Below are 19498 nucleotides of genomic sequence, written 5' to 3'. Positions count from 1 at the left end.
CGTCCCAAAGAAGCCCTTCGCGCATTCACTTGGAGAGTGATCAGGCCTGGATCGACTTGCCGCCGGTCAGCAGGCCGAGGAACTTGGCGAACATCCCCTTGACGCCGGTCTGCGTCGTCTCGCTCCGCGCGGGCAGCGAGTCAACGCCGGGCAGCGCCATGTCCACGCCCGACAGCTGGCCCGAGACGGGCAGCTCGCCCGACAGCGGCAGCTCCGACAGCGCGTCGACGTCGGTCGGCAGGCCACCCGTGGGGAGCCCGTCGGTCGGCAGCGCGGGCAGCTCGCCGGCACCAGGCAGGTTGCGGCCGGTGGCGGGCACACCCGGGACGGTCAGGTTGTCCACGCCCGACAGCTCCGGAAGCACCGGCAGGCCGTCGACGTCGGTCGGCAGGCCACCCGTGGGGAGCCCGTCGGTCGGCAGCGCGGGCAGCTCGCCGGCACCAGGCAGGTTGCGGCCAGCCGGGGTGGGCAGGCCGTCAAGGCCGGGCAGGCCGTCGAGACCAGGCAGACCGTCAAGGCCGGGCAGGCCGTCGAGACCAGGCAGCTCACCTGCGCCAGGCACGCCACCGGTGGGCAGGCCAGGTGCGGGCAGCGGCATGTCGACGCCCGGCGAGACCGGGGCCGAGATCGGCATCGGCTGCAGCGCGGGGCTCACGTCGGCAGGCAGACCAGCACGCTCCGAACGCAGCGGGGCGGCCGGAGCCGCTGCCATCTTGTTCAGGGCGGGCACGCTGTCGATCGACATCTCGGAACCGTTGAGCGGCAGATTGATCTGCGGCTCCTGGCTGTCCAGGTTGATGTTGGTCACGTTCGTGCCGAGAGCCAGCGCCTCGCCGAGCAACGGGGCCTCGAAGTTGTAGATCTGCACCAGCGCGCCGAGCGGCAGCTCGGTGTTGGTGCCGGACAGGCTGCTCTGGTCGCCTGCCGTTGTCGCGTTGCCACCGGCCTGACCAGTGGTGGTGTTGTCGCCGATGCCGTGCGAGATGCCACCCAGCGTGGCGGCGTTGCCGAACACCTGCGCCACCGCGGCGGCGGGCACGTCGAAGATGTTGCCCGACAGCGAGCCGGACTCACCCGAGGTCACGATGTCGCCACCGGACGTCGAGTCCGTGGTGTTGGTGCCAACGCCGTCGGCGTTCGCCACAACGCTGGCCGCGTTGCCGAAGGCCTGGGCGATGGGCAGCCCCTGCACACCGAGCGCGTTGCCGGAGCCGGAGCCTTCGTCACCTGAGGTCGCGGTGTCGCCACCGGCCTCGGAGACGACCTCGTTGGCGCCTTCACCCGACGCACCGCCGATGAAGGACGCGGCGTTGCCGAAGCCCGTGCCCGCACCGGCGAGCGGGGCGTACAGCACGTTGCCACCGAGCGAGCCGCCGGTGCCGTCGGTCTCGGCGTCGCCACCAGCGGCGGCCTCCGTCACGTTGAACGCGGTGCCGTCGGCCTGGCCGATCCAGGACGCGCCCATGCCGTGACCCTGCAGCGGCAATGCGAGCGCACCGTTCGCGACGTTGCCGGAGCCGGAGCCTTCCGAGCCGTCCGCGCTGACCTCGCCACCAGCGGTGGTGGAGGAGCTGGACTCCGCGGAACCGGATGCGTTGCCGCCCCAGACGCCGCCGATGCCGAACGCCTGCGCGGGCGAAGCGCTCGCCACCTGGCCCACGTTGCCGGACAGCGTGCCGCCCTGGCCAGAGCCGGTGTAGTCGCCACCGGCGGTCGTGGTGTTGTCGGCACTTGCCTGCCCGTGACCCTCACCGATCCAGGCGCCACCGATGCCGTAGCCCTGCAGCGGCTGCGCGATCGGCGTCGCGATCACGTTCGAGCTACCGGTGCCGTTGTCGTCGGAGGTGTCGCCGTCACCACCCGAGGTGACGACCTTCGTCTCGGACGCGGTGCCCGAGCCGGAGCCGCCCCAGGCACCACCGATGCCGAACAGTTCGCCAGGCGCCGCGACCGGCGTCTGCACGATGTTGCCGCCGACGGTGGAGTCGTCGCCGGTCGTGCCGTTGTAGCCACCGGCGTCGACCAGCTTGTCCTCGGTGGCCTCCGCCTCAGCGGTGCCGATCCAGGAGCCGCCGACGCCGAAGGCCTCGAGCGGCGCGCCGACCGGAGCGTGCACGCCGTTGCCGCCACCGGTCGAGCCGGTGCCGGAGGTGTAGGTGCCGCTACCGGCCTCGGCGGAGTTGCTGTTGTCGCAGTCCGCTGTGGACGCGATGCCGATCCAGCTACCGGCGCTGCAGAAGACCTCGATCGGGGCGGCAACCGGCGCGTCGGCGATGTTGCCCGCCAGCACGCCGTCGTCACCCGAGGTGTTCGAGAAGGCGCCAGCCTCGGTCGCGGTTGAGCTCGAGGAGCCCGAGGTCTCCGCCGTGCCGATCCAGGTGCCTGCGACACCGTGCCCGGTCAGGTTGCCCGCGCCCTGCGGCTGACCGATGTTGCCAGAGCCAACGCCGCCTTCGCCGTTCGTCTGGATGTAGGTGTCGATGTCGTTCAAGCCGGTCTGCGTGCCACCGGCCGTCGCACCGGTGCCGGTCTCGGCGCCCGTCGTCTCGGCGTTGCCGATCCAGCTGCCAGCGTTGTTGTTGAACCCGCCTGCCGCGGCCAGCGGACCACCGCCCGCGTTACCGGAAAGCACGCCGTCGGAACCGTCGGTTTCCAGGTAGCCACCGCTGTGGGCCGACGAGTCGGCCGAGTTGCCGTCCGACTCCGCGGTGCCGCCAGCGGCGAGCGCGTTGTTGTTGCCCTGCAGCGGTGTCGCGGCCTGCCCGGCGAGGATGTTGCCGGAGATCGTGCCCTCCGCACCGTCCGTCTCGACGTTGCCGCCGGTGGTGGTGTCCTGCTGGGCGGAGTTGCCCGACGTCTTGGCGTCACCGAGGAGCGCGCCCGCGTTGTTCGCGATCTGCACCGGAGCGGCCCAGTCGAGGTCGATGACGTTGCCCGCCAGGGCGTCACCGCTGCCGTCCGTCTTGATGTCGCTGGTGCCGTCGTAGGTCTGGGTGGAGTCACCGCCGGTGGTCTCGGCGTCGCCAAGCACGCCGGCGGCGTTGTTGGTCACCTGCACCGGCACGACGAGGTCAGCGTTGACGCGGTTGCCCTTCAGGGGGTCGTTCGCGGCGATGTCGCTGTCTTCGTAGGCCTCGACCAGCGGGTCGGTGACGTCCTTCGTGCTGATGGTCTCCTGCAGCTCGGGTGCCTCGTGCTGCTCACCGTCGAGGGAGCCCATGTTGTTGTTCGAGATGTCGACCGGGACGGTGATGCCACCATCGATCGGGCTGGCCGGACGATCCGGGTCAACGTTCTCGTCCGCGGATGCGATGCCGGTACCCAGCATGAACATCCCGCCGGTCACGAGCGCGGTCTGAATTCCGCGCTTCGCCCACTTATGCATTAGAGGTACTCCTTGATTGGGATTTACGGGGTTGCGAATTTTTCGCAGGGAGAGGTGTCTGGCGGTAGCCATGACGAATTCGGGCAGGCGCTGTCGAAACGCGCGTTGCCCTAGGGAATGACCTCAGTCAGGAGTGACGCCGGGCTGGCGGCCCGGCTCGACCGGCGCGACAGCCGCGCCGGTAAGGGCCTTGGCCGCCGACAGGGCGGTCAAGGCGAGACCCGAGCCGGAGGTGACGGCGAACGGCGAACCGTCCGCGTGCCCGCCGGTGGCACCACCATTGGCGGGCGCGGACGGCGCAGCAGGGGCACCTGCCGGCAGCCGCAGCGGGCTGCCGTCGCTCGGGGAGTCTGTGACATCGGATGCCGCGACGACATCGGCGTCGCGGTCGGCGCTGCCGCCAGCTGCCGCCAGAATCGGGGCGGCCTGCGCGGTGGCGGAGTCAGCGAGGAAGGGGTTGTCGGACACCGAGCCACCAACACCAGCGGGAACGCTCGGCGCGGGCATCGGTAACGGGGCGGCGCCGTCGGCGATGCCGCCAGGGAGACCGGGCAGCACCTCGTCGGCTGCCGGGCGGAACCAGCCGGTGAGCTTCTCGCGCAAGTCGTCGAGGTGCGTGGCGTCGTCCAGCGCACCATCGAGGCCAAGGTCGCCGCGACCAGGCTGTTGGTAATCGAGTGCGAACAGACCGTTGAGCATCTCCGCGATGCCGTCGGCGGTCGCGTGCATGTGATCGTTCAGGCCGAGCGAGTTCGCGACGTGGTCGACCGAGGCGGTGTTGGACGTGCCAGCGGTGTCACCCGCGCCGTCCTTGTCCTCGTTGTCGATGTCCTCGCGACCGGGCTCGCCTTTCCCGTCGCCGTCCTCGGCGGGGCCAGGCTCGTTGTTCGTGCGCAGCGCGTCCCGCACGCGGTCGACACCGTCGTCGACGCGGTGCACGCCATCGCGCACGGCCTGTTCTCCGCCCGCTACGACGTCGCTGACCTCGACCAGCTTGGAACCGCCGAGCCAGGAGTCGCCGTCCGAGTCGTTGTCCGCGCTCGCGGCCGCCGTCGTCATGGCCCATACCGCGACACTGGCGGCGATGGAGCCACCGACCACGGTGAGCGTGCGCAGGCACCAGCGCCGGACGCGGCTCGCGCGCTCCTGCTTCACTGATGCCACCGAGTTCACCGGTTCCTTCAACTACCTAGACGGCTGGGGACGTGCTCCACCGCAGCTCGTTTTCTCGCTGCGATCGGGGAGTAGCACTTCGTATTCGGGTCAGCACCACACGTGGTGCGTGACGTCGAGACTGGCAAACAGCCGACGGGTTTCGCACGCTCGACACGAGCAGTGCCCCCCATCGTGTGACAAACACTCTGTGCGGTCGCGGGTAACAGCTTGTGATCACGGCTGACGACCTATGGTTACCAGCCAGTAAGTCAACTCTTCCGTCAATCCTCATGCCGACGCGACACGCGGCCCGCTACCGTTGCGCCGTGTCCGAGAAGAGTGCGCAGCGCACCGATCAAGCTCCGCCCCCCGCCAGTCCGACGCCCACCACCGACGTGACCAGCATGGTTCCGGTCGGCCTCCGGCTCAGCGCCGCGTTCGCCTGGCGGCTACTCGTCGTGGCCGCGGCGCTCGGCGTCATCATCTGGCTGGTCGGCGAACTCGCGCTGGTGACGACAACGCTCGCGGTCGCGTTACTCCTCGCCGCGCTGATGGCGCCCGTCGTCGACCTGCTCATCCGCAAAGCCCGCTTCCCCAGGGGGCTCGCCGTCTCCGCGACCATCGTTGGCGGCCTCGCGATACTCACCGGGCTGGTCACGTTCGTGGTCGTCCAGTTCACCGACGGCCTGCCAGCGCTGCGGGAACAGCTCAGCCGCAGCTTCGATCAGGTGGGGCGGTGGCTCACCGAAGGGCCGCTCGGCTTGGAGAGCGCCGATATCAACGACCTGATCGACCAGATCGTCTCGTATGTGGAGCGGAACCAGGGCACCATCACGACCAGCGCGCTCACCACCGCGGGCGCGGTTGGCGAATTCCTCACCGGCTTCTTGCTCACGCTGTTCATCCTCATCTTCTTCCTGCTGCACGGGAATGACATCTGGTCATTCCTGGTCAAGGCGGTGCCGGGCAACGCGCGACGGCAGGCGGACATCGCGGGCAGGCGCGGGTTCGCGTCACTGGTCAGCTACGTGCGTGCCACCGCGATCGTCGCCGTCGTCGACGCGGTCGGGATCGGCATCGGGCTGTGGATTCTTGGGGTGCCGCTCGTGGTGCCGCTGGCGACGCTGGTGTTCCTCGGCGCGTTCATCCCGATCATCGGCGCCGTCGTCACCGGCGCGATCGCGGTGCTCGTCGCGCTGGTGACCGTGGGGTGGATCAAGGCACTGATCGCGCTCGCCGTCGTCATCGCGGTCATGCAACTGGAGAGCCACGTGCTGCAACCGCTGCTGCTCGGCAGGGCGGTGAAGATCCACCCGCTCGCGGTGATCCTGGCGATCACGGCCGGTCTAGTCATCGCGGGCATCACCGGCGCGCTGGTGTCCGTACCGCTGGTCGCGGTACTCAACGCTGGTGCGAAGTCGTTGATCGACAACGACGAGGCGCAAACCGCCGATGAGGTGCCGGTGCTGGCGCGCGGTGGCTCCGCCCCCGACGTCGTGGCGGAGCCGTCCGAGGACGGCTCGCGTGAGACCACCCGGGAGGCGGAATGACGAACACGGCGGCGCGAGCGCGGGACGCGACGTCCCGGTTCAGGGTTTTTCCCCGATCCGCATGGCGAGTCGCGTGGCTAGCATCGATGTCATGACTGATGCCGCGAACGGGACCGGGCACGCCACGGTCAACCCGCGCGACCTCCGCGTCTCCGACGCGGAGCGGGAACACGTGGTCAGCCTGCTACAGCGAGCCATCGGTCGCGGCCTGATCGACCTTGACGAGTTCACCGAACGCACCGACATCGCCTACAACGCGATGACGCGCGGACAGCTCAACATCGTGCTCGCGGACCTGCCTGGTCTCGTGCACGTCGACGCGCCACGCCGTTGAGCAACCACCGCACCGGCACCGCACCGTCAGCCGCCCCGCGCACCGTGCCGTGTCACCGATTCCGCCGCGTACATCACCGCGTGCCGCGTAGCGTCGACAAGGGACGCACCCGTGGCGAGCTTGCCCCCTAACGCACCCGCGAAGGCGTCACCGGCCCCCGTGGTGTCAACGACGCGGCCGTCACCGAGTTCGGGCGTTGGCACGCCGACGACGGCATCGGCGTCGGCGAGGACAACGCCTGACCCGCCGAGCGTCACCACGACCGAGCGGGGCCCGCGAGCACGCAGTCCCGCCGCCAGTTCCTCGCCGCTGCCCGTGCGACCTAGCAAGGCGGCCGCCTCGTGCTTGTTGACGATAAGCGGGTCAAGGACTGCCAGGGTTTCGGCTGCTAGCGCTGCCACAGGGGAAGCGTTGAGGACGACGCGCACACCTCGCGCGGAAGCGTGCGCCACCGCGTAGCGCACAGTTTCCAGCGGCACTTCGAGCACCGCGAACAACACGCTCGCCGCACCGATGACATGCGACGCGTCGCGGACGTCCGCGACGCCCACACGCGCGTTCGCTCCGGGGGAGACCACGATGGCGTTCTCGCCGTCCGGACTCACGGTGATGTGGGCGGCACCGCTCGGGCCATCGACGCGGCGGACGGTGCTGGTGTCCACGCCCGCATCCGCCAGCGAGGCGAGCAACAACGCCCCCGCGTCGTCATCACCGACCGCACCGACGAAGCCGGTCCGCGCCCCTTGCCGCGCGGCCGCCACCGCCGCGTTGGCGCCCTTACCACCGGGAAACAGCGCGGTGTCGCCGCCGAGGACCGTCTCACCGGGCGCGGGATGACGCTCGACCCGCACCACCCGGTCCACGTTGGCCGATCCGACGACAACCAGGTCAAGACTTCGTTCCGACACGACCCCAGACTGTCATAGTGCTGGTTCACCCGGTTCGGTTCCGTTGTCACCCACTTACGCAGTGTTACGAGGCATAACGAATCGGCCAAACCCGGCGGTTCTGGGCGCCGGATCTGAACCCCGAGCTGCGAAATGTCAGAATGCACGGCATCATGACGGAGGTTGCATTGAGTCACCCGTTCGTGGGCTAACCTCAACGGGTAATACCCACGAGCCTCACGGCTAGCAACCAGTCCAGCCACCGCTGTCGGTGGCGGGATCGAGTCGCCGGCGTCGGTCGCGTAGCCCCCCGAGCGATCGGCGCCGGTGGCGCCTCGATCTCGGGACCGCACCCCGGCTCGTACTAGGGCGCCTCGATCGAGGCACTGCGCTAACGCCATGACCCGCAGTATCGTCGGAGTATGAGCGAGGCCAGCCGCTCGGACCGGCAAGTCTTGGACACTAGCTCGCAGATCAAGCGAGCCGCCCGCGGTCTGCTTGTCGAGCACGGTGTCGAAGGGGTGACGCTCCGCGCCATCGCCCGCAAGCTCGGCTTGACAGCGCCCGCCCTCTATCGCTACTACCGCTCCCACTCGCAACTGCTGGAACAGCTACGCGGCGAGATCAGCGTGGAACTCGCCGAGGAACTCTCCGAAGACGTCGCGCGGCTTCCCGACGACGGGATCGGGCAGTTCTTCGCTGTTTGCCGGGGCTTCCGCCGGTGGGCACTCGCCCACCCGCACGAGTTCACCTTGGTGTTCGCCTCCGTATCCACCGAACCGGCATCGGCGCCGTTGACCGGCGCGAACGAGCCGTTCGGCAGGGTGTTCATCACCAGCATGGCCAGGGTGCTCGTCAGCCACGAACTCGCCGGTCTACCGGACGACTTGGTGCCGGCCGCACTCCGCAACGACGTCGCGGCGTTCCGGCAGACGGTGCTCGACACCCTCGCACGGCAAGGGGTGCGCTTCGACCCGCACCGGCTACCGCTGGAAGTGGCGTTCCTGATGGTGCAGTACTGGATCCGCATCTATGGGCACGTCACGCTTGAAGTGTTCGGCAACTTCCCGATGACGGTTTCCCAGCCCGACGTGCTGTTCGACGCGATGCTGGCCGAGCTCGCTCGCGAACTCGGCCTCGGCGCGCTCTGAAACCCTAGACCACCACGTTCACCAGGCGACCTGGCACGACGATGACCTTGCGCGGCTCACCGCCGTCCAGCAACGCGGCGATCTTCTCCTCGCCAAGCGCGGCGGCCCGCACCGCGTCGTCGTCGGCGTCGGCTGGCACCGTGATCCGCGACCGCACTTTGCCGTTCACCTGGATCGGGTACTCGACGGTGTCCTCGATCAGGTAGCGCTCGTCCACCTCGGGGAACGGCCCGTGGGTCAGCGACGTCTCGTGGCCGAGCCGCTGCCACAGCTCCTCCGCGATGTGCGGGCACAGCGGCGCCAGCATCAGCACGAGGGGCTCGATCAGCCCGCGCGGTGTGGCCTCCGCCGAACCGTACGTCTTGGTGAGGTAGTTGTTCAGCTCGATCAGCTTCGCGCCAGCCGTGTTGAACCGCAGGTCGGTGTAGTCGGCGCGCACCCCGGCGATCGCCTTGTGCAGCGCACGGAGGTCGTCCTCGGTCGGCTCGGCAGTGTCCGACTCCGACACCCGCAGCTCGCCAGTGTCTTCGTTGATGACCAGTCGCCACAGCCGTTGCAGGAATCGCTGCGCGCCGACGACATCCTTCGTCGCCCACGGCCGCGAATCGTCGAACGGCCCCATGGACATCTCGTAGAACCGGAACGTGTCCGCGCCGAACTGGTCGAACATCTCGTCCGGCGTAACGACGTTCTTGAGGCTCTTGCCCATCTTGCCGTATTCCTGGCTGACCTCCTCGCCACCGTAGAAGTACTTCCCGTTCTCCTCGGTGACCTCCTCTGCGGGCACGTAGACGCCGCGCGAGTCGGTGTAGGCGAAGGCCTGGATGTAGCCCTGGTTGAACAGCTTCCGGTAGGGCTCCTCGGACGAGACGTGGCCCAGGTCGTAGAGCACTTTGTGCCAGAACCGCGCGTACAGCAGGTGCAGTACGGCGTGCTCGACGCCGCCGACGTAGAGGTCGATACCGCCAGGGTCGTCCGCGCCGTGCTTGTCCGGTCGCGGCCCCATCCAGTACCGCTCGTTCTCCGGGTCGCACATCGCCTCGTCGTTGGTCGGGTCGACGTAGCGCAGCTGGTACCAGCAGGACCCTGCCCAGTTCGGCATGGTGTTGACCTCGCGGCGATATGGCCGGGGGCCGTCGCCAAGGTCCAGCTCCACCTCGACCCAGTCGGTCGCCTTCTCCAGCGGCGGCGACGGCTTGGTCTCGGCGTCCTCCGGGTCGTAGGTGGTCGGCGCGTACTCATCGACGTCGGGCAGCTCGACCGGCAGCATGTCCTCCGGCAGCGCGTGCGCGATGCCCTCGACGTCGTAGACGATCGGGAACGGCTCGCCCCAGTACCGCTGCCGCGAGAACAGCCAGTCCCGCAGCTTGTACTGCACCGTGCCCTTGCCGTGGCCGTGCTCCTCCAGCCAGGCGATCGTGGTCTTCTTCGCCTCGTCGACCCCGAGGCCGTTCAGCGACAGCCCGCTGTCGTTGGCGGAGTTGATCGCGGGGCCATCGCCGGTGTAGGCCTGACCATCGAAGCCCTCATCCGGCTGGACGGTGCGGACGATCGGCAGCCCATACTGCTCCGCGAAGTCCCAGTCACGCTGGTCCTGGCCGGGAACAGCCATGATCGCGCCGGTGCCGTAACCCATCAGCACGTAATCGGCGACGAAGATCGGGATGCGCGCGCCATTGACAGGGTTGACCGCGTATGCCCCGGTGAACACGCCGGTCTTGTCGCGGTTCTCCTGCCGATCAAGCTCCGACTTCATCGACGCCTGCCGCCGGTACGCTGCGATCGCCTCGGTGGGCGTGCTCGCGCCACCGGTCCAGCGGGAGTCCACGTCGGAAGGCCACTGCTCGGTCGTCAGCGAGTCCACCAGCGGATGCTCCGGGGCCAGCACCATGTAGGTCACACCGAACAACGTGTCCGGCCGGGTGGTGAAGACCTCGATCGTGTCCTTGCCCTCGTCGACCGGGAAATGGACCTCGGCACCGTGCGAGCGCCCGATCCAGTTGCGCTGCATCGCCTTGACCTTCTCCGGCCAGTCCAGCCGGTCCAGGTCGTCGACAAGGCGATCGGCGTAGGCGGTGATGCGCATCATCCACTGCTTGAGGTTGCGGCGGAAGACGGGAAAGTTGCCCCGCTCGCTGCGGCCCTCCGCGGTGACCTCCTCGTTCGAGAGCACCGTTCCCAGGCCGGGGCACCAGTTCACCGGCGACTCGGTGACGTAGGCCAACCGGTAGGTGTCCAGGATCTCGGCCTGCTCGGCGCGGGTCAGTTCGGACCACGGCGTGCCGTCCGGCGCCTGCCGCGTGCCGTCGGCGAACTCCGCCGCAAGCTCCGCGATCGGGCGGGCCTTGCCCTGCTCGGCGTCGTAGTACGAGTTGTAGATCTGGAGGAAGATCCACTGCGTCCAGCGGTAGTACTCCGGGTCCGTCGTCGCGAATGAACGCCGCTCGTCGTGGCCAAGGCCAAGGGCACGCAGCTGCCGCTTCATGTTCGCGATGTTGGCCTCGGTGGTCACCCTGGGGTGGGTGCCGGTCTGCACCGCGTACTGCTCAGCTGGCAGACCAAACGCGTCGAAACCAAGAGTGTGCAGCACGTTGCGACCCAGCATTCGGTTGAACCGCGCGAAGGTGTCGGTGCCGATGTAGCCGAGGGGGTGGCCGACATGCAGCCCCGCGCCCGACGGGTACGGAAACATGTCCTGCACGAACACCTTGTCGCCGGTGGGCTTGCCGTCCTCTGGAGCGAGGTCGCCCACTGGGTTAGGCGCGTGGAACGTGCCGTTCTTCTCCCAGTAGTCCTGCCAGCGCCGCTCGATCTCCCCCGCGACCGCCGCGGTGTACCGGTGCGCTGGCGCGCCGGATGCCTCACTCATCGACTAGCCCTTCCCTATCGGTGCCGGTCTCCTGCCCATTAACCCCATAAACAGCGGAACCCCCCAGCCGTGGAGGGCATGAGGGGTCGCCGCGCGTGACCAGGGTGGTCAGCGCGGCCTACTAAGAAGGAGCAGGCGTGCCGTGCTCATGCGCTCCATGGTAGCCGCAAGCCCTGACAGCGTCGCCCGGACCCGGCGACTGCCCGCCAGGCAGCGGCGCGGGCCACACCCGGGCAGGCCACGGCGTCGACGCGCATGGGTGCGGCTTATCCTCGAAGGATGGTCGTTGTCGCGCTCATTCCCCTGATCGGCGGGCTGCTCGTCGGTGTCGGCGGTTTCCTCGGCTGGCAGGGCAAGCTCAGCAGGGATCGGGGCACCGGTGTCCGCACCGAGGCGACGCTGCGCAGCGACGAAGCCTTCGCTGTTGGCAACAAGGTGGCGGGCATCCCGACCATGGCGGCGGGCGTCGTCGGTGTCGCCGGTGGGCTCGCCGCGCTTGCCATGCCCAGCGCGCTCGGGACGACGCTGGCCGCGGTGTTCGGGGTCGTCGGACTACTCGGACTGCTCGCGGCCGGTGGCGTGCTGGGCAACCGTGCCGCTGCCGCCGTACCCGAACCCGCCGCGCCGGAAGGCGGCTGCGGGGGCTGCGCGTGCGGCGCTGGCGGCTGCGGTTAGTTCAGCTGCAGGTCCCCTGGATGCGTTGCGAGCAGCGCCGTCGGGACGCCTTGACGGCGCAGCACCCGCGCCCACAGATCCGTGCCTGGCTCGGCGAAGACGTCGCTGGGCAGCGCTGGGACGACGATCCAGTCCTCGCGCTCCAGCTCACCCTCTAACTGCCCGGCGTCCCAGCCCGCGTAGCCGAGGAACACTCGCATCCCGCGCACTTTGGACACCAGCTCGTCCGGGTCGGAATCCAGCACGACCAGCGCGACCGGGCCGCTCACGGCGATCGTGCCCGGCACGGACGAGGACGTCTCGCCGTTGCGGAGCGCCGCGAGGCACAGGGGCGTGTCCTGCTCGACCGGTCCGCCGATGAACGCCTCGCCGGTATCGCTGACGAACGCGGCCCAGTCTGGCGCCACCTCGTCTACCGGAACCTCGCTCGGCCGATTCAGCACGACACCGAGCGTGCCCTCATCGCCGTGGTGCAGGACGAAAACCACCGTTCGGCGAAAGTTCGGGTCGGACATGGTGGGATCAGCGACAAGCAGGCAACCCTGCGCAATGGCATCCGCGCGCACGGGTCCATAATCCCACTCCACCTCAGGCCGATGCGGCGGGGTTTCGGGGGCCATTCCTCGGCTGGAACGGCGCCGGTGGCACGCGAGCGCGGCCGCTCGCGCACACACCGGGTCATGCGCGCCCGAGCCCGCCGAACCGATAGGTTAAGCCGGAACACCTGGAGGGATTCCCGTGCGTCATCAGGCTCTGCCCGCTGTCCACCCGGACGCCCAGTACGCCTTGTGGAACGGTGCTCCGTTTCGTGTCACCCCCTCGTCGTCGGCGGGAAAAGTGCTGCTCATCGCGCCGGAGGGCCAGCGGCCGGATGGTTTCGACACCACGCACGACGGCGCGGCGGCCAAACTCGTCGCCGACGACGACCTGCCAGCCACGTTCACCATCCGCACCCACTGCCGATTCGCGGAGGAGACGTTCGAGCTCGCGGACCAGCACTCGGACGGCGTCCTCGAGCTGCACTGGATCGGTTCCGACGCGACAACGGCCGCGGAGCTCGTCCTGACGCCGGTTGGCGAGGACGGCCGCTTCGGGGCGCTCGCCAAGCCCGACGAGATCGAGTCCCTGTGGCAGGAGTACCACGGCCTGAGTGCGCCAGCGGAGCCCGGCGACGCTGATCAGCGCCGATTGCTGCGCCGGATCGGACGCATCTTGCGTGACCTGCGTCCCGATGGCGGCGGCACGACGGCCGCTCGGTTCCGGCAGGTTGGCGGGTACGCCGAGCTGGAAGTCCGGTGCGTTGTAGGCGACGTCGCGTACTCACTGAGCGCGCCACCGCTGCTCGGCCACCTCTTCGGCGAGCTGCGGACGCTGATGTACCAGCAGGACCTCGGCACGTGGTTCCAGGGCACCATGACCGTCACCCCGGATGACAACTTCACCTTCGACTACGACGCCTCATCGCAACCGCGCTGGCGGCGTGCGCCGGACGAGGACGGCAGGGACGCGGCGCGGGCGTTCGAGCTCGAGCTGCGGCGCTTCCCCCGCGACGCCAAGCACGTGCCGCCATGGCTTGGCGCTCGCGCTGGGCTGCCGCTCGACGTAACGTTCCGGCACGCGAAGGTCGTCGACATGCACCATCCCGGCAAGCGACCGATGGTGAACCGCGCGCCGGTGCCCGGCGGGGAGCTACGCGGCGTGATGACGTACCTGTATCGCTCGCCCGTCGTGCACGTGGGCGACGGACCAACCCCGGATCTGTTCGCGCCGCAGACCGCTCCGAGCGTGCCGAACGCCTTCCACACCGACGGCACCTGGATCTGGCCCGCCGCGGTGCCGCACTACCTGCGGATGCACGGCGTCGCACCGGAAGCCGAGCTGCTCGACCACATCAGGGCGAACTCCTACCGGCCGCCGTTCGTCAGCCGGCGCCTGCGGGAGACCGCACGCGCCGAAGTGCTCGGCGAGCCGTATCCGCCGCAGTCCCCAGCCGACCTCGATGAGCAGGACGCCGTCACCGAGGTGGAGCGCGACGACAGCGTGCTCCCGCCGCTGCGGGCGTCCGAGGTGTTGTCGCTGCTGCGTAAGCGGCTTGACGAGTTGGGCGTCGCCAGGGAGTCGTATCGGTTCGGGGAGCAGGCGAACGACGCGTGGTGCCTTGTCCGGACCAGCGGGGGCTGGCGGGTCGCCTGGTGCACGGACGGCGAGCAGCGCGATGTCCAGGAGTTCGCGAAGATCAAAGCAGCGGCCGCGCACCTTCTCGGCGTCCTGGCGTTTCATCCGACGCGGGCGCTGGCCAAACCGCATGAGGAGGAGCACCCGACCGACTGGCCGATCGTGCCGATGCGAGGCGAGCCGCCGCTAACGCTGCTGCGCGGCAAGCGCATGGTCACGCTGCCTGCCGGGACGCGGCTGGTGCGCTTCGGCGACGACGCGGGCAACTTGACGCACGAGGCATCCGCGACATTCCAGGAGACGTCGTTGCTGCCGGACCGCGAGACCCACCGCACCGAGTACCGGCTACGACGTCCGCTGCGGGTGCTGACCGGCGTCACGCTGCCGTGGGGCGGGATGCCAGGTGGCGCGCTGGCGTACCTGCTGCCCCGGCCCGTCGGCCAGCACGTGTCGACCGGCGCGCTCGAGCCGGTGGCCTAATCACTCCGGGACGTCGAGCCCCTGCTCCTTGGCCCACTCCCGCAGCGCGGCGACGGCCTCTTCGTGCTCGAGTGGCCCCTTGTCCAGCCGCAGGTCCTTCAAGTACTGCCACGCCTTGCCGACCATCGGTCCCGGTGGCAGGTTGAGCAGCCGCATGATCTCGTTGCCGTCCAGGTCGGGCCGGACCTTCGCCAGGTCCTCCTCCTCGGCGATGCGCTGGATTCGCTCCTCGAGGTCGTCATAGGTGCGCTGCAGCGCCGCGGCCTTGCGCCGGTTGCGGGTGGTGCAGTCGGCGCGGACCAGCTTGTGCAGCTTCGGCAGCAGCTCACCGGCGTCGGTGACGTAGCGCCGCACCGCGGAGTCGGTCCACTCGCCCTTGCCGTAGCCGTGAAACCGCAGGTGCAGGAACACCAGCTGTGAGACGTCGTTGATGACGTCTTTGGGGTAGCGCAGTTTCCGCAGCCGCTTGCGGGCCATCTTCGCGCCGACGACCTCGTGGTGGTGGAAGGTCACGCCGCCGCCCTCGGTGAACTTCCGTGTCGCGGGCTTGCCGATGTCGTGCAGCAACGCGGCGAGCCGCAGCACGAGATCCGGTCCCGACGTCGGTTCGTGCCGCGTCTCCAGGTCGATGGCCTGGTCCAGCACGGTGAGCGAATGCTCGTAGACGTCCTTGTGCTGGTGGTGCTCATCGATCGCGAGCCGCATGCCCGGTACCTCGGGGATGATGTGCTCCGCCAACCCGGTGTGGGTCATCAGCTCGATACCGAGCCGGGGTTTCGCGCCGAGCATCAGCTTGCTCAGCTCGGCCTGTACCCGCTCGGCCGTGATGCGGGTGATCTCGCCCGCCATGTCGGTCATCGCGGTCACGACGCGACGAGACGGCGTGAACTCGAGCTGCGAGACGAACCGCGCCGCGCGCAGCATCCGCAGCGGGTCGTCGGCGAACGACTCCTCCGGCGCCGCGGGCGTGTCAAGCAGCCGGTCGCTGAGGGCGTCCATGCCGCCGTACGGGTCGACGAACCGCTTCGCCGACAAGTCGATCGCCATGGCGTTCACGGTGAAGTCGCGGCGCTTGAGGTCGCCTTCGATGCTCTCGCCGAACACGACGTCCGGATCGCGGCTGACACGGTCGTACGTATCGGTGCGGAACGTGGTGATCTCAAGCTGCGTGCCGCCCTTGGTGACGCCGACGGTGCCGAACTCGATACCGGTCTCCCACACCGCGTCCGCCCAGCCACGAACGAGCTTGAGTATCTCCGCTGGCCGCGCGGACGTCGTGAAATCGAGGTCATCGGACAGCCTGCCGAGTAGCGCGTCGCGGACGCTACCGCCGACGAGGAACAGCTGATGACCAGCTTGGACGAACCGGGTCGTCAGCTCGTCGGCGATGGGCGATATGCGCATCAACTCGGCGATGGCATTCCGCTCGGCATGTCGCTTGGCACTGCGTATGGCGTGACGGTTGGGACTCGTATCAGGCACGGCGATTCAGCCTAGCGGCCACGCCTCACTGGCCGAGTTCGGACTCGGGGCATCGCCATTCCGGCTAGCATCGCTGGTATGCCAGGATCCGGTGACGCGCGCGGTGAACCGCGACGGGCCAAGCCTCGACGCCGGTCCCGGCGTCGCCGCCCTCGGCACATGACGACCGTAGACGAAACCTCGGCGGGTGGCCTCGTCCTCGACCCGGCTCATCGCCATGCTGTCCTGATCGGCAGGCTGGACCGCAGCGGTTCACTGCTGTGGTCACTACCCAAGGGGCATGTCGAGGACGGGGAGACGCACCAGCAGACGGCGGTGCGTGAGGTGAAGGAGGAGACTGGCATTTCGGCGCGGGTGCTGCTACCGCTCGGCGATATCGACTACTGGTTCGTCGCCGATGGCCGCAGAGTGCACAAAACCGTGCACCACTTCCTGCTCGAAGCGACGGGTGGTCAGCTTTGCGACGAGGACGACGAGGTCGCCGAGGTCGCATGGGTCCCACTCGGCGACCTCGCGACCACGTTGGCGTACGGCGACGAACGCAAGCTCGTCGGCAAGGCACGTACCCTGCTCGCCACCGACGGCTACGTCGGCCCCGAATCACTCGCCGACCAGTGCCCTGATGAGGTATCCGAGTGACACGAATCGCGTTCGCACTCGGTGCCACGGTCCTGCTGCTGTTCCTCACCGGTATGGCCGGCTCACCCGTGCGAGCCGATCCCGAGCGGCAGCAGGACACCGCCCAACCACCCGCCGACCTGACCGAGATGCTGCGGCTCGACGTGACGTCGATGACACCGCGCATCGTGACCGCGCGAGCGCGCACCCTCACGATCACGGTCACGATCACCAACATCTCCAATCGTCCGATCGACAGCCTCCGGGCGCGGCTACACCTCGGCTCGAAGCAAACGGACCGGGACACGCTCACCGAAGCGCTGACGGCTGGCTCACCGATGAACTACCAACTCACGCCGTTCATCGACGTCGGACCGCGCCTGGAGCCACAGCAGCAACGCACGTTCACGCTCAAGGTTGGCCTTCGCGACGCGCGGACCGGTCTGGAGTTCCCCGAGACGGGCATCTACCCACTGCTGATCAATGTCAACGGCAAACCGGAGGACGGGCTCGAAGCGCGGCTCGCCGCGTCTCATCTGCTACTGCCCGTGCTGTCGATGCCTGGTGGTGAGGGTGGCACCAACGGCGTGGCGTCCGGTACAAGCGCGCCCGCGACCTCGATTCTGTGGCCGATCGCCAGCACGCCGAGGGTGGTCGACGACCCGCTCGGTGACGGCCTCGTGCTCGCCGACGACACGCTCGCCGAGGAAATGCGGCCAGGTGGTCGGCTGGACGCGCTGGTCCGCGCGGCGGAGTCGGTTCGGGACGACGAGCGGCTGTTCTCGTCACTGTGCTTCGTGATTGACCCTGAGCTGGTCGCGACGGCGTCCGCGATGACGCGGGGCTACCAGGTGCGGACCGGACCGGGCCTGTCGGAAGGCTCCGGCAGCGCCGACGCCGAAGCGTGGCTGGCCGACTTGCGCACCCTCGTCGCGGACGCCTGCGTTATGCCAACGCCCTATGCGAGAGCGGACATCTCACTGCTAGCGGGCAGCTCGCCCGATCTGGCCACGCTGGCCGCATCGCGCGACGGCGTGATCAAAGACGTCCTGGGCGTCACACCAAGGGACGGCGCGTTGGCGATCGAAAGCGAGCTGAGCGAGCAGGCGCTGGACGCCGTGAGCAAGGCGGGAAAGAACCTACTCATCGGCGGCATGGACGGGCAGCGAGCCGCCGTGCCGACGACGGTGACCACCGGCGACAGTGAACACACCGTCATACCGGCGAACGAACTGGTCACGCTCGCGTTACGACCAGGCGTCGCACGCGGTGACACCACGGCGAACGCGACCGTCGCGGCGGACGATCCCACCATCGCGACGCAGAACGGTCTCGCCACGATCGCGTTTCGCGCACGCGACGGCGACAGCGCACCGCTGCTCATCGCCCCACCATGGGAGTGGAGCGTGCCGCACGACGAGCTGATCTGGCTGCTGCGTGGGATCGGCGACTTCGCACGCGACGGCACGCTGCTTCCTGTGGCGCCGAGCGCCATGTTCGGCGCCGACACCAATGGCACCACGCGGCCAGCGCAGCAAGGCAGCCTCGACCCAAGAGGTTCCCGAGAGGTCACCGCCGATATCGCCGCGATCGACGCGACCGTCGCCGACGTGACCTCCGCCATGACCGAAGCGACAACCATGCAGGTCGACCCGGCTGACCTGCTGCTTCCGGTGCGAGAGGGGCTGTTGCGGGCGACGTCACACGCGTTGCCCAACCGGGCACAGGTCGCTCGGGCCGCGGTCGCCGACGCGGACAACCAGCTCAACGATCTGCTCGATGAGGTCAGCATCACCGAGCCCGACCGCACCATCTCGCTGGCGTCGGGGTCGTCGCCGATTCCGGTGTCTATCCGGAACGACCTACCGGTCGAGATCACCGTTCGGGTGATGCTGTCCAGCACGAGCGGCCTTCGACCGGACGACATCAGCGACCAGAAGCTCGCACCGGAATCCGCGGTCAACCTGCGGGTACCCGCCGAAGCGCTGCGTGCTGGGCGGTTCACGGTCGACGTGTCACTGAGCACACCAGGCGGCACTCCGCTGAGCAGTCCGACCCGATTTCAGTTGGCATCGACCGAGTACGGCGTCGTCACGGTTATCGTGACCGCAGCAGCAGGCGGCGCGTTGCTGTTGCTCGCGGGACGGCGAATCCACCGTAGGCTCCGCTCCAACGGAGCCGAGCGGGGTTAGACTCCGGCGGCGCGCCACACCGGGATCGACGTCGCGAGGATGGGACCGCGTTGAACACAGAGCCACCCCGGCGACCCTTCCCATCGCGCCGCCCGCAGCAGCCGCCACAGCACGGCCCACCCCCTCGGGACGAGCCGCGACCACCGGATCAGGATGAACACCCCCCGCGGGGTGGCCAGTTGCCCGAGCCCGGCACGGTCCCGCCGCCGCACGACCAGCCCACCCGGCCAGCGCGGACACCGGTCTCCCCACCGCCTGGGCGCGGCCAGCGGCCCGGCGGCCCGCAATGGCCAGCGCACGAGCCACCACCCGGACCACCCCAGGGACAGCCGTCCACCACCCCACCAGGAGGGCAGCAACGGCCGCCACGGCGACCCCGGCAGCACCCGCCACCAGGCGCACCCCCTGGACAGCCGCCCGGCGCTCAAGGCCAACCGCCCGGCGGCGGCCCTCGCCCACAACGCGGGCAGGGGCAACAGCCAGGGCAGGGGCCGAGACAGCGGCCACCGCGCCCGCCCGGCCCACCGAGACGTCAAGGCCGCCCT

Annotated in this window: 13 protein-coding genes and 1 pseudogene; 7 read left to right on the top strand and 7 right to left on the bottom strand. The window is 69.0% G+C overall.

Going from position 1 to position 19498, the window contains the following annotated elements; translation table 11 throughout:
- Positions 1 to 40 precede the first annotated feature (40 nt).
- Both ACFQGD_RS01015 and ACFQGD_RS01010 read right to left on the bottom strand, forming a co-directional pair.
- Complete coding sequence (locus ACFQGD_RS01015) at positions 41 to 3385, bottom strand: beta strand repeat-containing protein (RefSeq protein ID WP_345392322.1); 3345 nt, start codon at positions 3383 to 3385, stop codon at positions 41 to 43.
- Positions 3386 to 3508: 123 nt separating this feature from the next.
- Positions 3509 to 4549, bottom strand: coding sequence for a hypothetical protein (locus ACFQGD_RS01010; RefSeq protein WP_345392319.1), 1041 nt, complete (start codon positions 4547 to 4549; stop codon positions 3509 to 3511).
- Positions 4550 to 4944: 395 nt separating this feature from the next.
- Between ACFQGD_RS01010 and ACFQGD_RS01005 the strand changes: the two genes are divergently transcribed.
- Positions 4945 to 6090: an AI-2E family transporter gene (locus tag ACFQGD_RS01005; protein ID WP_345392475.1), complete on the top strand. Its 1146-nt coding sequence runs from the start codon at positions 4945 to 4947 to the stop codon at positions 6088 to 6090.
- A 91-nt stretch (positions 6091 to 6181) separates the two neighbouring features.
- Positions 6182 to 6412, top strand: a pseudogene (locus tag ACFQGD_RS01000) (DUF1707 SHOCT-like domain-containing protein); the annotation flags it as partial.
- A gap of 38 nt (positions 6413 to 6450) precedes the next feature.
- On the opposite strand, the gene ACFQGD_RS00995 reads toward ACFQGD_RS01000, so the two are convergent.
- Positions 6451 to 7332: a ribokinase gene (locus ACFQGD_RS00995; protein ID WP_345392316.1), complete on the bottom strand. Its 882-nt coding sequence runs from the start codon at positions 7330 to 7332 to the stop codon at positions 6451 to 6453.
- A gap of 401 nt (positions 7333 to 7733) precedes the next feature.
- On the opposite strand from ACFQGD_RS00995, the gene ACFQGD_RS00990 reads away from it, so the two are divergent.
- A complete protein-coding gene (locus ACFQGD_RS00990; protein ID WP_345392313.1) occupies positions 7734 to 8462 on the top strand; it encodes a TetR/AcrR family transcriptional regulator in 729 nt (242 codons plus the stop codon).
- A gap of 4 nt (positions 8463 to 8466) precedes the next feature.
- Here the strand turns inward: ACFQGD_RS00990 and leuS are convergent, their stop codons facing one another.
- Positions 8467 to 11331, bottom strand: a complete 2865-nt coding sequence (gene leuS, locus ACFQGD_RS00985; RefSeq protein ID WP_345392310.1) for a leucine--tRNA ligase — start codon at positions 11329 to 11331, stop codon at positions 8467 to 8469.
- A 279-nt stretch (positions 11332 to 11610) separates the two neighbouring features.
- Between leuS and ACFQGD_RS00980 the strand changes: the two genes are divergently transcribed.
- The gene (locus tag ACFQGD_RS00980) at positions 11611 to 12006 is read left to right on the top strand and encodes an SdpI family protein (RefSeq protein WP_345392307.1); all 396 of its coding nucleotides are present in this window, start codon (positions 11611 to 11613) and stop codon (positions 12004 to 12006) included.
- On the opposite strand, the gene ACFQGD_RS00975 is transcribed toward ACFQGD_RS00980, so the two are convergent.
- Positions 12003 to 12572: a YqgE/AlgH family protein gene (locus ACFQGD_RS00975; protein WP_345392304.1), complete on the bottom strand. Its 570-nt coding sequence runs from the start codon at positions 12570 to 12572 to the stop codon at positions 12003 to 12005. The two genes, ACFQGD_RS00980 and ACFQGD_RS00975, sit on opposite strands and share 4 nt — an antisense overlap.
- 172 nt (positions 12573 to 12744) lie before the next feature.
- Here ACFQGD_RS00975 and ACFQGD_RS00970 point away from each other — a divergent pair, with 172 nt between their 5' ends.
- A complete protein-coding gene (locus tag ACFQGD_RS00970; RefSeq protein WP_345392301.1) occupies positions 12745 to 14661 on the top strand; it encodes a TNT domain-containing protein in 1917 nt (638 codons plus the stop codon).
- Here ACFQGD_RS00970 and ACFQGD_RS00965 read toward each other — a convergent pair whose 3' ends face one another.
- Positions 14662 to 16143, bottom strand: a complete 1482-nt coding sequence (locus ACFQGD_RS00965; protein ID WP_345392298.1) for a CCA tRNA nucleotidyltransferase — start codon at positions 16141 to 16143, stop codon at positions 14662 to 14664.
- 78 nt (positions 16144 to 16221) lie between these two features.
- Here ACFQGD_RS00965 and ACFQGD_RS00960 point away from each other — a divergent pair, with 78 nt between their 5' ends.
- Together ACFQGD_RS00960 and ACFQGD_RS00955 are read left to right on the top strand one after the other, a co-directional pair.
- Positions 16222 to 16782 carry an NUDIX hydrolase gene (locus ACFQGD_RS00960; RefSeq protein WP_345392295.1) on the top strand — a complete coding sequence of 187 codons (561 nt, stop codon included), beginning with the start codon at positions 16222 to 16224 and terminating at the stop codon, positions 16780 to 16782.
- The gene (locus ACFQGD_RS00955) at positions 16779 to 18953 is read left to right on the top strand and encodes a DUF6049 family protein (RefSeq protein ID WP_345392292.1); all 2175 of its coding nucleotides are present in this window, start codon (positions 16779 to 16781) and stop codon (positions 18951 to 18953) included. The genes ACFQGD_RS00960 and ACFQGD_RS00955 overlap by 4 nt, the downstream gene beginning before the upstream one ends.
- Here ACFQGD_RS00955 and ACFQGD_RS00950 read toward each other — a convergent pair.
- Positions 18950 to 19489, bottom strand: a complete 540-nt coding sequence (locus tag ACFQGD_RS00950; RefSeq protein WP_345392289.1) for a hypothetical protein — start codon at positions 19487 to 19489, stop codon at positions 18950 to 18952. The genes ACFQGD_RS00955 and ACFQGD_RS00950 overlap by 4 nt on opposite strands.
- Positions 19490 to 19498 lie beyond the last annotated feature (9 nt).

It is taken from the genome of Haloechinothrix salitolerans, assembly GCF_042662605.1.
Lineage (GTDB): Bacteria > Actinomycetota > Actinomycetes > Mycobacteriales > Pseudonocardiaceae > Haloechinothrix_A > Haloechinothrix_A salitolerans.
The sequence above is the reverse complement of the archived record's forward strand: the minus strand, read 5'-3'. Positions and strand labels throughout refer to the sequence as shown.

Excerpts from the sequence above, each read along its gene's own strand:
- ACFQGD_RS00990 (WP_345392313.1), top strand. The coding sequence starts at position 7,734 with ATGAGCGAGGCCAGCCGCTCGGACCGGCAAGTCTTGGACACTAGCTCG.
- leuS (WP_345392310.1), bottom strand. The coding sequence starts at position 11,331 with ATGAGTGAGGCATCCGGCGCGCCAGCGCACCGGTACACCGCGGCGGTC.
- ACFQGD_RS01015 (WP_345392322.1), bottom strand. The coding sequence starts at position 3,385 with ATGCATAAGTGGGCGAAGCGCGGAATTCAGACCGCGCTCGTGACCGGC.
- ACFQGD_RS01005 (WP_345392475.1), top strand. The coding sequence starts at position 4,945 with ATGGTTCCGGTCGGCCTCCGGCTCAGCGCCGCGTTCGCCTGGCGGCTA.
- ACFQGD_RS00960 (WP_345392295.1), top strand. The coding sequence starts at position 16,222 with ATGCCAGGATCCGGTGACGCGCGCGGTGAACCGCGACGGGCCAAGCCT.
- ACFQGD_RS00980 (WP_345392307.1), top strand. The coding sequence starts at position 11,611 with ATGGTCGTTGTCGCGCTCATTCCCCTGATCGGCGGGCTGCTCGTCGGT.